9 protein-coding genes are annotated in these 12,450 nt (G+C 61.8%); 4 read left to right on the plus strand and 5 right to left on the minus strand.

The features are described 5' to 3' along the window. Window positions 1-114 precede the first annotated feature (114 nt). Window positions 115-2,946: an ExeM/NucH family extracellular endonuclease gene (locus HMPREF2604_RS00625; protein ID WP_070562259.1), complete on the plus strand. Its 2,832-nt coding sequence runs from the start codon at window positions 115-117 to the stop codon at window positions 2,944-2,946. Between the two features lie 406 nt (window positions 2,947-3,352). Beyond that, window positions 3,353-3,769, plus strand: coding sequence for a hypothetical protein (locus tag HMPREF2604_RS00630; RefSeq protein ID WP_070562262.1), 417 nt, complete (start codon window positions 3,353-3,355; stop codon window positions 3,767-3,769). Between the two features lie 706 nt (window positions 3,770-4,475). On the opposite strand, the gene HMPREF2604_RS00635 is transcribed toward HMPREF2604_RS00630, so the two are convergent. The 3 genes from HMPREF2604_RS00635 to HMPREF2604_RS13820 form a co-directional block, all read right to left on the minus strand. Beyond that, entirely contained in the window at window positions 4,476-5,162 is a 687-nt protein-coding gene (locus HMPREF2604_RS00635; RefSeq protein WP_070562266.1) for a DUF2334 domain-containing protein, read from the minus strand. A gap of 106 nt (window positions 5,163-5,268) precedes the next feature. Then, entirely contained in the window at window positions 5,269-7,377 is a 2,109-nt protein-coding gene (locus tag HMPREF2604_RS00640) for a S9 family peptidase (protein WP_070562271.1), read from the minus strand. 9 nt (window positions 7,378-7,386) lie between these two features. Then, window positions 7,387-8,244 (minus strand): phosphoribosylaminoimidazolesuccinocarboxamide synthase, encoded by an 858-nt coding sequence (locus HMPREF2604_RS13820; RefSeq protein ID WP_070562275.1) that lies wholly within the window; start codon window positions 8,242-8,244, stop codon window positions 7,387-7,389. A 64-nt stretch (window positions 8,245-8,308) separates the two neighbouring features. On the opposite strand from HMPREF2604_RS13820, the gene HMPREF2604_RS00650 reads away from it, so the two are divergent. Beyond that, window positions 8,309-9,115, plus strand: coding sequence for a serine/threonine protein kinase (locus HMPREF2604_RS00650; RefSeq protein ID WP_070562278.1), 807 nt, complete (start codon window positions 8,309-8,311; stop codon window positions 9,113-9,115). A gap of 114 nt (window positions 9,116-9,229) precedes the next feature. Here HMPREF2604_RS00650 and purB read toward each other — a convergent pair whose 3' ends face one another. Both purB and purD read right to left on the minus strand, forming a co-directional pair. After that, the gene (purB, locus tag HMPREF2604_RS00655) at window positions 9,230-10,669 is read right to left on the minus strand and encodes an adenylosuccinate lyase (protein WP_070532348.1); all 1,440 of its coding nucleotides are present in this window, start codon (window positions 10,667-10,669) and stop codon (window positions 9,230-9,232) included. A gap of 39 nt (window positions 10,670-10,708) precedes the next feature. Continuing rightward, window positions 10,709-11,983, minus strand: a complete 1,275-nt coding sequence (gene purD, locus HMPREF2604_RS00660; RefSeq protein WP_070532345.1) for a phosphoribosylamine--glycine ligase — start codon at window positions 11,981-11,983, stop codon at window positions 10,709-10,711. A 34-nt stretch (window positions 11,984-12,017) separates the two neighbouring features. Here purD and HMPREF2604_RS00665 point away from each other — a divergent pair, with 34 nt between their 5' ends. Continuing rightward, a complete protein-coding gene (locus tag HMPREF2604_RS00665) occupies window positions 12,018-12,446 on the plus strand; it encodes an HIT family protein (protein WP_010188927.1) in 429 nt (142 codons plus the stop codon). Window positions 12,447-12,450 lie beyond the last annotated feature (4 nt).

Raw genomic sequence — 12,450 nt, forward strand, 5'->3', positions numbered from 1 at the left:
TGGGGAATCCCACCTTAACCCCCAGCTCACCTAGTGCGCTCCGGTATCACGCGCGCTGAAACCCGGGTAGAACGAGATGCATTGTCCTGTTCTCACCTATCCAAGGAACCTCTCATGCATCTCACACGCATTGGCTCACTCGCCATCGCTGCTCTTGCCTCTACCTGCATCGTCGCACCTCAGGCCGGTGCGGCAGCGGACGGCTCCAACGCCGTTATCTCTGAGGTCTACGGTGGCGGTGGCAACAAGGGGGCGGCGTTTACTAACGATTTCATCGAGCTTTATAACCCCACCTCCGCTGACCTCGACCTCACTGGCTGGTCCGTGGAGTACCTGTCCGCCTCCGGCAACTCAGGCGGAAAGCACGAGCTGTCCGGCTCCATCCCGGCTGGGGGCTACTTCCTCATCCAGGAAGGTGGCGGCGACACCGGGGAGCCGCTTCCTTCCCCTGATGCAGAGGGGAACCTGAACCTGTCCGGCTCCAAAGGCTCGGTCAAGCTTTACGACGCCTCCGGGGCCGAGGTAGACCTCGTGGGGTACGGGGCGGCGTCGCTCAGCGAGGGCTCCCCCGCCCAAGCCCTGAACAACTCCACCTCCGCGCAGCGGGACGCCGAGGGCTCCGACACCGACGACAATGCCGCAGACTTCAGCGCTGCAGCGCCGACGCCGAAGTCTGCCGGCCGCGCAAATGTGTCGGACCCAGACCCCACCCCAGCCGAGCCGGGTTCCACCGTCACCATCCCGGAGATCCAGGGCACCGGCGCACAGTCCCCGCTCAAGGGCCAGAACGTCACCGCCCAAGGTGTGGTGACCGCGGTGTGGCAGGGCGAGAAGTCCCTTAACGGCTTCACCATTCAGACCCCGGGCACGGGCCAGACCGCGCCGACCGAGGCCTCCGAGGCCGTCTTCGTCTACACCGGTGGCACCGGCTTCTACCCGGCCATCGGGGATTCCGTCGAGGTCACCGGCACCGTTGATGAGTACTTTGGGCAGACCCAGATTGCCCTGAGCGCCGGCTCCACGCTTGACGACGCCCTCCCCGCCGTCACCCCGCTCGCCATCGATGCCCTTCCGGAAGGCGATGAGGAGCGGGAGAAGCTCGAGTCCATGCTGCTCAAGCCTGGCGTGCACACCGTGACCGACAATTACGGTCTCAACCGCTACGGCGAGCTCGGCTTGGCTCCAGGCACCGAGGCTCTGCGTCAGCCCACCGACATCGTCTCCCCGGGCAGCCAGGAACAAAAGGACATGGAAGCCGCTAACGCGGCAAAGTACGTCATTTTGGACGACGGCTCCACCCGCGACTTCTCCCGTGATGGCGCCTCGACGAAGCTGCCCTACATCATGCAGAACGGCTCGGAGGTCAAGACCATCCGCACCACCAACCAGGTAGAGTTCGCGGACTCCGGCGTCATCCTGGGCTACGGTCACGAGCAGTGGCGCTTCCAACCCACCGCGATGATTACCGGTGACTCTGCCGCCGCGGACCTGCCGATTACGTGGGACCCGGCCCGTCCGGAGGCCCCGCAGGTGGACGGCGATTACACCGTCGCGGCGTTTAACGTGCTGAACTTCTTCATCAACCTGGGCGAAGACAACGGCGCGAAATCCTACAAGGACCGCTTTGGCAACGGCGTGGGCTCCGATAGCGGGACCTTCCGCGGTGCGTGGTCCGAGTCCGCGTTCAATGACCAGAAGGGCAAGATCCTCACCGCGCTGGAGGGACTTGATGCCGATGTCATTGGCCTGTCTGAGATCGAGAATGCCGCGAATACCGTGGGTGGCTCCTACGATGACGCCGTGAAGTACCTCGTGGGTGAGCTCAATTCCCGCGCGGGTTCTGAGAAGTGGGATTACGTCAAGGCCCCGGCGAACGCGTCAGCCGATACGGACGTCATCCGCACCGCGATCATCTACAAGAAGGACCGCGTTAAGCCGGTGGGTGAGGCCACCTTGCTTGAGGACGCCCGCTTCAAGGGCACCGCCCGCACCCCGCTCGCCGCGGAGTTCCAGCCTGTTTCCGATAGGTGCGCTGTTGAAGGTCCCGATTCCTTCGTGGTGGTGACCAACCATTTCAAATCCAAGGGATCGGTAGCGAACGGTGATGCCGATACCGGCGACGGCCAAGGCAACAACCCCAACGTGCGCAACGCCCACGCCCAGGCCGTCCTCGACGGGCTGGCCAAGCAACCGCAGTGGCAGAAGAAGGCCACCTTTGTCATGGGTGATTTGAACACCTACTCCAAGGAAGATGCCATCTCCGTCTTCCGCAATGCGGGCTACACCATCCCGGTGGAAGAGCTCAATGCGCAAGAGGACTGGCAGAACGTGGCCTCCTACCAGTTCTCCGGCCGCCTCGGCTCCCTGGACCACATCCTGGCCAACGAGCACGTCGACGCGCAGGCCGCACAGACCTGGAACATCAACTCCGACGAGCCCATCGCCATGGAATACTCCCGCCGCAACTACACCGGCGGCGATGTCTTCGAGGCCGATAACCCCTACCGCTCCTCCGACCACGACCCGGTCAAGGTGGGCTTTAACCTTGCGGCGGTGAAACGTTCTGCGGACGAGCTCAAGGATTGCGAGACCCCCGAAGAGTCGGACCCGTCGGAGGAACCAGATCCGGCGGAGGAGCCAGATCAGACCGACGATGACGACAAGGTTGGCACCAAGCCCACTCACAGTTCCAGTTCTTCTGCCGGCGAGCGTTGCCTGCCGACTGCCCTCGGCCTCACCATCCCCGCAGCCCTCGCCATTCCGGTTGCCTTCCTTGGGTTTGCCAACACGCAGTTCAACATCCCGGGCTTCGAGCCTGTCCGGAAGCAGATTGAGTCGATGACCCGCAACATCCCGCGCGAAGCTCAGTACGCTGCTGGTGGCCTCGGCCTGCTGGCTGCGCTTGGCATCATCGGCGCGGCCTGTGCCCCAACCGAATCTGAATAGAGACCAGCCGGACCCGATGAAACACGCGGCCTCCCCTCCCCTATTGGGGGGAGCACAAGGCAACATCAAACCGCCTGACGGTTGCAGCCCCTTTTTCGATGCCTCATAATTCACTACAAGGTGAATGGGACTTACCCCAGCTCACCCCACAAATCTTCTCTCTCCTGCAAAGGACACTCATGAAGTTCTCTCTTCGGAATCCTTCATCCAGGAACCCAAACTCGACTTTGCTATAGCTTAGACACCACAGGCGGACAAAGCGGTTCTCCGGTCTATGCCACAGACAACGCTGCCATCGGCATTCACACGCATGGCATCAGCGATCTCGGCTGCCCTGAAAACAGTGCCCTACGTATAAGCCCAAGCATGCTAAATACCTTCAATGACATTAAGGAGATCCAAAACAATGCAACCACAGATCCCGGTTCCAGCTCAGATTCAAGCTCTCATTAATAACCCCAGTAATCTTCTCGGACTCATTGGTACCGTTCTGGGCATTATTTCCCTAGTTGTTGCAATCAGTGTCGGCCAAGGCCTCCCCAACGATGGGCAGACCAAGCCTAATGCAGGAGAATCAACGATTCGCGTTGTAACCTCCAGTGGTAACCCGGCAGGCGAATGTAAGCTTATTGGCCTTTCGCAGGAAAAGGTACACACGACTAATGCCAAAGGCGTGTACTTCTACGCGTTGGAACCTGGTTCGCATACCATCAACGCATCTTGTTCGGGGCTTTCCAGCCTTTCCTCCGCGCGAGCGCTCGAGGGCAGCCAGGAAGTAACGGTGAATGACGAGCCGGTAATGGTAAAGATTGTTGTTAAGTAGATTGGCCCTAGCTTTCTTGGTTCTAAAGAGCTAAGAGAAACACGCGTGTGCCCCCAGGGAAACCTCCTGTGGGCACACGCTTTTCAATGAACCACACCTAATTCGAGAGGGAACCGTACCTTCGTACGCGCCCGTATGAGAAGCTGCGCATTTAATGACAGCAGCAAAACATCATTTTCAAACAAATGAACGCTTTTAAACCTCTGCCCCAAGAGCGCCAAACGCTTATCTGCATGTGTTTACACGGGCAGTTGGCTGTAAACCTGTAAAGACCCCATCACCTTCAATGCACATCGCGATGATCTGTTTGAAGTTAGCCACAAGAACTAGCTTTTCCAAGTAGAAGTTGACGCAACGCCACCGAGTCGTAGCGCCTCCAACACCCCCATGTAGTACCGAGTAAGCGCTAGACACCGCCAACAGTGCAGCCGGACGCCCGCCAGCATTACTGACGGAGCTCCCTGCCACTTACTCACTGACCCGCGACGCCGGAATACTCGCTAAGTTCGTCTCTGCTCAGCCAGGTCAAGCTCCTCATCAGAGAGGCTTTTCTCGCTCCGATTGCGGGTGGGGCAATTGAAACCTACGTCCGCTACCGCAATTCGGGGATTGCGCTCGTGAAACACGCAGCCAGCACACCCGACGGGTTCACAAACCTACACCGCGTCTAATTCGGCCACACCCCAAAGAAAAAGAGGTTGGTGGGCTATTCGGCGTGCGTGAAAACGGAATAGTCGGCGGGTCGAGCACCAGCTGCCATGGCGCGCTCGGCGGCTTTGAGGAAATCAGCAACTACCTTGCGGTCATCGAGGTTGCGGCCAGAGATTGACAGGCGCACGGTGTTGCCGCGCTGTGCAGAGCGCTCTGCTGCGCGAATAATGTTGCGGCGCCACCACTTGGCCGAACCGAAGCCCTCACCAAATGACAAGTTGCGGGCTTGGTGGAGCTCGCCTGTGCGAAGGTCGTGGATGCCACGGGTGGAGGCGGCAAAGTCGAAATCAAACTCGGGAAGGACTTCTAGTGTTCCCTCCGACATTCGCCAGCGCGGTGGTGCAAAAATGGTCGGCTCAAAGCCGATCTTGGCCATCTGTCGCGTCGCGCCCTTTAGGCGCAGACGTGCCTCGTGCGCATCCAGGTTGGCGAACTCCGCACGGCGGCCCTGGACCGCTTGGTCAAAGCCATTGAGAATAAGCACGCGGCCCGATTCGGCCTGCTCGCGAAGCCAGGATTGCGTCGCTGTGTCTTTAGCTAGGTGCCAATTGCCGTCGATGTGCGGCGCCACCAGCAAAGAGACAGGAACGTCAGCTTTATCGAACTGCTTGAGCAGATCGGAGGCTTGGCTTCGGGTGTCATCAAAAATACTGGAAATCGAAACCAGAAGGTGGCCATGCATAAGGAAAATTATCGCACAGCCACCGCCCCGGCGCGCGCTGAGAGAGATTCGGCGCTCCCCCACATGGGCGGCGTGCGGCTGATTAGCCACACGCCGTAAGCGGTCCCTAGGCCGCGACACCCGTGGCCTGGTTGATCAACCACGCGTACTCAAAAGCCGCCTGCCGCCACTGGGCATAGCGCCCGGACACACCACCGTGGCCCGCGGCCATCTCCGTCTTGAGGAGGAACTCGCCGCCGGTGGCAACGTCACGCAGCTTGGCCACCCACTTCGCCGGCTCAACATACAGCACGCGGGTGTCATTGAGCGAGGTCAACGCCAGAATATTCGGATACTCCTGCGGAGCGATGTTCTCGTACGGCGCATAGGAGGCCATGTAGTCGTAGACCTCCGGATCGTGGTACGGGTCGCCCCATTCCTCCCACTCCACCACCGTGAGCGGCAGCTCCGGCATGAGAATCGAGGTCAGCGGATCCACAAAGGGCACGTTAGCCTCGATGGCCTTGAACCTATCCGGTGCCATATTCGCCACCGCGCCCATGAGCAGGCCACCGGCGGAACCGCCTTCAGCCACCAAGGTCTCCGGTGTAGTCACCCGGCGCGCGATGAGGTCATCCGCCACCGCAATGAAGTCCGTAAACGTGTTTTTCTTGGCCAGCATCTTGCCGTCGTCGTACCAGTTGCGGCCCATCTCGCCGCCACCGCGAACGTGCGCCATGGCAAAGATCATGCCGCGGTCCATGAGAGACAAACGGAAGACCGAGAAGTACGGGTCCATATTCGCCTCATAGGAACCGTAGCCATAAAGCAACGTCGGGTTCGGTTGCGTGCGGTCCAGGTCCGCGCGGTGCACGATGGACACCGGCACCTTCGTCCCATCGGGTGCTTCAGACCAGACGCGGTAGGCCACGTATTCGTCTTTGTCATAGCCGCCTGGTACTTCCTGTTCCTTGAGCAGCGTGTACTCACCGGTGGCCACGCGGTAGTCAAAGAGCTGTGCGGGCTGGATAAAGGATGTGTAGCTCACGCGCAGAACTGGGGCGTCCCACTCCGGGTTGCCGGCCACTCCAACGGTATAGAGCTCTTCGTTGAAGTTGAGCTCGCTGAGGCGCGCCCAGCCTTCCCGCACATCCATAATCGCCGCCCGGCCGATGCCGCCCCGACGGTAGGCCACGACGATGTGGTCGCGGTAGCAATCAACGCCCTGCAAGCGAACCTCATCATCGTGAGGCATGAGCACGGTGAGCTTACGCAAGGAAGGAAGCTGCTCACTGACCGGGCAATAGCCCAACTCAAAGTTCGGGCCGGTCACGTTGTGCGTGACCACCCAATAGTCGGTACCGTCCACGATCGCATGATCGACGTCGTAGTCCACTCCGGACTCGCGCGCCCACAAACAGCGGAACTCACCCTCCGGGTTGTCCTGCTCGAGTACCCATGCCTCACTCGTCATCTTCGAGCTCGACACGATCATGATGTACTTCTCGCTGCGGGTCGTGCCCACGCCGATGCCGAAACGCGAATCCTCCTCACGCATGACCACGACGTCCTCCGACTGCGGGGTGCCCACGCGATGGCGCCACACCGTATCCGGGCGCCACGCATCATCCACGGTGGTGTAGAAGATGAACTCCTCCCCCACCCACGTTGCACCGTAGAAGATACCTTCCAGGCGGTCCTCCAACAGCTCGCCCGTGCGCAGGTCCTTGATGAAGAGCTCAAAGCGCTCATCACCGGCCACGTCGACCGAATAGGCCAACAGGTCACCGGAATCGCTCACCGTGGACGCACCCAGAGCGAAGAAGTCGTGGCCTTCGGCGAGCGCGTTGACGTCGAGAAGCACCTGCTCCCCTTCCGGTGCCCCCGTCTCCGGGATGGTCGGCGGGGTCCACGGATCGGAGCCTTCCGACACCGGGATGCGGCAGCTATAGCCGTACTCCTTACCTTCCTCGGTGCGGCCGTAGTACCAGTACTTGCCGCGACGCTGGGGCACGGACATGTCCGTCTGCTTGATGCGGGACTTGACCTCGGTGAAGATGTTCTCCGTCAAGGTCTCCAGGTGCGCAGTGCGCTCTTGAGTGTAGGCGTTTTCGGCCTCGAGGTATTCGCGGGTCTCCGGGGTGTCTTTCTCACGCAGCCACTCGTAGTCATCGACGAAGCTGCGGCCGTGAAACTCTCGCGTAATGGGGCGCTTAGCAGCAATCGGTGCGTTCATTCAGCCTCCTTAAAAGGTGGTTCCGGACAGGCGCTCAAAGGCCTCAACATAGCGCGCGCGGGTGGCCTGGACAACGTCGTCCGGCAAGCGCGGCGGCGTGGACTCCTTGTCCCAGCCGGAATTAGTGAGCCAATCGCGCACGTACTGCTTATCGAAGGAAGGCTGGACCTTGCCTTCCTCATAGGTGTCGGCCGGCCAGTAGCGCGAGGAGTCCGGGGTGAGGACTTCATCGGCCAGCACCAGGGTGCCGTGCTTATCGACGCCAAACTCAAACTTCGTATCCGCCAAAATAATGCCCTTCTCCTCCGCCAACGCGGCGGCCTTGGCATAGATGCGCAGGGTGGCATCGCGCAGCTCTTCGGCTCGTTCGCGGCCGAGCTTGTCCACGACGACATCGAAGGAGACGTTCTCATCGTGCTCGCCCTGCTCCGCCTTGGTGGCTGGGGTGAAGATGGGCTCGGGCAGGCGGGAAGCCTCGGTCAGACCCTCGGGCAGCTCGACTCCGCACACGCTGCCGGATGCCTTGTACTCCTTGAGCCCGGAGCCGGTGAGGTAGCCGCGGGCGACGCACTCGAAGGGCAGCATGTCGAGCTTCTGCACGACCATTGAGCGACCGAGGACTTCCTCGGGGATGCGCTCATCATCGAGCGGTCCGGCCAGGTGGTTGGGGAAGTCGATGGCGTCGAAGAAGAACTTCGACGTCGCCGTGAGCACGCGGCCCTTGTCGGGGATGGCCGGCTCGAGGGCGTGGTCATAGGCGGAAATACGGTCGGAGACCACCATGAGCAGGGTTTTGTCATCGATTTCGTAGATATCGCGCACCTTGCCGGAGGCGATGTGGGCATAGGAAGAAAGTTCTGGACGCATGACATACATTCTAGACCCGTCTAGACTGCTTCAAGATACATCCCAATCCCGAGGAGCTAAGCCCGTGCACTCTCGCCTGACCTCCCTTTTGACCTCCGCTGCGCTGGTGGGCGCCGCCCTGTCTGTGCCCGCTGCGCACGCAGCCGACATCTCCGTGCGCGAGTCCGCCCACGGACAGTGGCTGTGCACGATGTCGGCGTCCTCCACGGATCGCGCACTAGCCCGCGATGTCCGGGCGGGCTACATCAACACCATCCGCACGACCTCGGAGAAGATTCAAGCGCAGTTCCCGAAGCTGGACTTCTCCGCGTACACCTCGCGCGATATCAGCAAGGCTCCGGGCTACGCGGCGACGGTGGCCGCGCTGGGCAAGGCCGGCTACACGGGCGCGGATATGGTCATCATCATGGTCGGCGCGTCCGCCCCGGAGGACCTGGTGGAGGATGAATCGGTGCTGTTGCCAGGGGATGCCGAATACTCGATCAATGCGGCGAAGTCCCGGACTGAGAAGGGACCGGCACCGTTATTGTCTACGGGTAGCGATTTCAGCCCTAAGCTGCGCGCCGCTCTGGCAGAAAACCAGGCGCAGGAAAAGGAGGCCGTCGATGCCTTCAACGCAGCGCAGGTGCAGTCCTTTGCCGAGTGCGTGGAAGAGCTGCACAGCCGCGGTGCGCAGGAAGGTATCCAGCCGGTGCCGGAGCTACCCATCCCGGGCAAGACGACGCAGCAGCAAACCTCGTCCACGGGTGCTACGGTTCTCGGCATCATGGCGGTGCTCACCGCTCTGATGATCGGCGGCTACCTTGCTACCAACGGCAAATCCCTCGGCGGCTTCGAGCTGCCGGTTCTGCGCATCCCTGGAATAGCCTAAGAGCTAGTGCCGGGTGAGCCCGGCCGCCAATGGGAAGTCGTTTCGATCAAATAAGGGCCAGAAAATTGAGGATCTGGGGCCTTAATTGATCGAAACGTACCGCCAAGGGTGAAACTAGAGGATTTCGCCCGGGGTGTAGGCGGCGGCCTGCGGGTGCTGATCAGCAATCGCCTTGATGCGGCCCAGAATCTGGCTCACCTGCGATTCGGCAGCGCCGATGAAAGCGTGCTTGTCCGACAGCGCGGCCTCGAGGGCGGCGGCATCGAGTGGCAGGCGCTCGTCGGCAGCTAGGCGCTCGATCAGATCCTGCTCCCCGCCATTCTCACGCATGTTGAGCGCCACGGCGACGGCGTTTTCCTTGATGACCTCGTGCGCAGTTTCGCGGCCCACGCCCGCGCGCACCGCCGCCATGAGGATGCGGGTGGTGGCAAGGAAGGGCAGGTAACGCTCCAGTTCGCGGTCGATCATCGCCGGGAAGGCACCGAATTCCGCGAGCACGGTGAGGAAGGTTTCAAACATACCGTCAATGGCGAAGAAGGCATCCGGCAGTGCCACGCGGCGGACCACCGAGCAGAACACGTCGCCCTCGTTCCACTGCTGGCCAGACAGATCCGCCACCATGGTGAGGTAGCCGCGCAGGATTACCTGGAAACCGCACACGCGCTCGCAGGAGCGGGCGTTCATCTTGTGCGGCATCGCGGAGGAGCCGACCTGGCCTTCCTTGAATCCTTCAGTCACGGTCTCGTTGCCGGCCATCAGGCGGATGGTCGTGGCCAGCGAGGAGGGCGCAGCACCCAGTTCAACGAGCGCAGACACAGCGTCGAAGTCGAGGGAGCGCGGGTAAACCTGGCCCACCGAGTTGAATACGCGGGAGAAGCCCAGGTGATCCGCAATGCGCGTCTCCAGCGCGGCGAGCTTGTCCTCGGAGCCTCCCATGAGGTCGAGCATGTCCTGCGAGGTGCCCATCGGGCCCTTGATGCCGCGCAGCGGGTAGCGGCTCAACAGGGATTCCACGCGCTCGATGCCGAGCAGGAGCTCGTCGGCAGCCGAGGCGAAGCGCTTGCCCAAGGTCGTCGCCTGCGCAGCAACGTTGTGGGAGCGGCCTGCCATCACCAGCGTCTGGTACTGCGCGGCGTGCTCACCAATGCGCGAGACCACCGCGATGGCCTTATTGCGCACCAGCTCTAAGGAACGCAGAATCTGCAGCTGCTCGACGTTTTCCGTCAGGTCGCGCGAGGTCATTCCCTTGTGGATGTGCTCGCAGCCGGCCAGAGCGTTGAATTCCTCGATGCGTGCCTTGACGTCGTGACGCGTGACGCGCTCACGCTGGGCAATCGAGGCAAGGTCCACGTTCTCTACCTGCGCCTCATAGGCGGCGATGGCCTGGGCGGGAATATCGACGCCGAGATCCTTCTGCGCCTTCATCACCGCGATCCACAGCTGGCGCTCCAGAATAATCTTGTGTTCTGGGGACCAGATTTCAGCCATCTCTGGGGAGGCGTATCGAGCGGACAGGACGTTGGAAATGTTCTTCTTTTCAGCCACGTCGCTCATTATTCCACGCCTCGCCCCAAAGGCGGCATTATCAGCGGACTAGATGCTGATCTGGCCCTTTTCCGCTGGCAACGCAATGTCCTTGCGGAAGAAGCTGCCCTCCAGCTTGATGCCGTCGAGCACCTCGTAGGCGGCGGCGCGGGCGTCGGCCAAGGTGGCACCGCGGCCGAGGACGTTGAGGACACGACCACCGTTGGATACGTATCCGCCCTCCCCCGTGGTGGTGCCAGCGTGGAGGACGCGGGTGGGATCATCAAGATCCGGCGAGGTGATCGGATCACCCTTGCGCGGGGAAGCCGGGTAACCCTCGGCAGCCAGCACCACGGTAACGGCGTAGCCTTCCTCCCACTCCAGCGGCGCAAGGTCCGCGAGTTGCCCTGTCGCGGTGGCGTTCAGGACCTCTCCCAGTGGGGACTTCAGAAGGGACAAGACCGCCTGCGTTTCCGGGTCACCGAAACGGCAATTGAATTCGACGACGGCCGGACCTTCCTTGCCCCAGGCCAGTCCCGCATATAGCAGCCCGGTATACGGCGTGCCGCGCTTGACCATTTCCTTGGCCACGGGGACGCAAACTTCGTCGACGATGCGCTGGGTACCGTCGGCAGGCAGCCACGGCAGCGGCGTATAAGCGCCCATGCCGCCGGTGTTGGGGCCTTCATCGTTGTCATAGGCACGCTTGTGGTCCTGCGCCGGCAGCAGCGGCACGACGGTCTCACCATCCACGAGGCAGAACAGGGAGACCTCGGGGCCGTCAAGGAAGGACTCGAGCAGCACCGGGTTGCCGGCTGCATGAACGGCATCGACGTGCGCGCGGGCTTCCTCGCGGGATTCGGTCACCACCACGCCCTTGCCGCCGGCTAGGCCATCGTCCTTGACCACGAAGTGCGGGCCGAAGCGGTCGAGCGCGGCCTCAATGTCCGCATCACTTACACCAGGGGCGAGCTGCTCTGCGCGGGCGGTGCGCACGCCGGCGGCCGCCATGACGTCCTTGGCAAAGGCCTTGGAACCCTCGATTTGCGCCGCGCTTGCCGACGGCCCGAAGACCGCAATGCTGCGCTCACGCAGTGCATCCGCCACGCCTTTCACCAGCGGCACCTCCGGCCCGATGACGACGAGGTCAGCGGCGATGTCCACGGCTAGTTCAACCATGCGCGCAGGATCATCCACCTGGGAATACTCTGGGTGGACGGTGGCCTGCTTCGCATGGGCCGGGGAGCCCGGTGCGATGTGCAGATCGGTAACAGTGGGGTCAGCTTTCAGGCCAGTGAGCAGGGCGTGTTCGCGGCCGCCCGAACCGATAACGAGAATGCGCATGCCGTCTATCTTAACTGGCGGTAGCCTAGGGGCCATGTCTTCCGTATTTACAAAGATCATCGAAGGCGAGCTGCCTGCTCGCTTTGTCTACCGCGACGAGAAATGCGTGGCATTTTTGTCCATCGAGCCGCTGCGCTACGGCCACACCTTGGTGGTGCCGGTCGAGGAAGTAGATAAGTGGACTGACCTCGATCCTGAAACCTGGGCACACCTCAACGCCATCGCTCTGGAAATCGGTGGCGCCATCAAGACGGCCTTCGACACCCCACGTACCGGCTACATCATCGCCGGCTTCGACGTTCCCCACACCCACATCCACCTCTTCCCCACCGAGAAGATGGAAGACTACGACTTTGCCAAGGCCTTCGCTGCCGACGCCACCGACCCCGCCGCCATGGACGAGGCCGCCGCGCGTATCCGCCAGCACCTCGGCACGGATGAGGACGGCCGCCGCGACAGCTAAGAGC

This window comes from Corynebacterium sp. HMSC055A01 (assembly GCF_001809405.1).
GTDB lineage: Bacteria > Actinomycetota > Actinomycetes > Mycobacteriales > Mycobacteriaceae > Corynebacterium > Corynebacterium hesseae.

What these genes read in the sequence shown, in the direction of transcription:
- HMPREF2604_RS00625 (WP_070562259.1), top strand. Translation starts at nt 115, where the DNA reads ATGCATCTCACACGCATTGGCTCACTCGCCATCGCTGCTCTTGCCTCT.
- HMPREF2604_RS00630 (WP_070562262.1), top strand. Translation starts at nt 3,353, where the DNA reads ATGCAACCACAGATCCCGGTTCCAGCTCAGATTCAAGCTCTCATTAAT.
- HMPREF2604_RS00635 (WP_070562266.1), bottom strand. Translation starts at nt 5,162, where the DNA reads ATGCATGGCCACCTTCTGGTTTCGATTTCCAGTATTTTTGATGACACC.
- HMPREF2604_RS00640 (WP_070562271.1), bottom strand. Translation starts at nt 7,377, where the DNA reads ATGAACGCACCGATTGCTGCTAAGCGCCCCATTACGCGAGAGTTTCAC.
- HMPREF2604_RS13820 (WP_070562275.1), bottom strand. Translation starts at nt 8,244, where the DNA reads ATGCGTCCAGAACTTTCTTCCTATGCCCACATCGCCTCCGGCAAGGTG.
- purB (WP_070532348.1), bottom strand. Translation starts at nt 10,669, where the DNA reads ATGAGCGACGTGGCTGAAAAGAAGAACATTTCCAACGTCCTGTCCGCT.
- purD (WP_070532345.1), bottom strand. Translation starts at nt 11,983, where the DNA reads ATGCGCATTCTCGTTATCGGTTCGGGCGGCCGCGAACACGCCCTGCTC.
- HMPREF2604_RS00665 (WP_010188927.1), top strand. Translation starts at nt 12,018, where the DNA reads ATGTCTTCCGTATTTACAAAGATCATCGAAGGCGAGCTGCCTGCTCGC.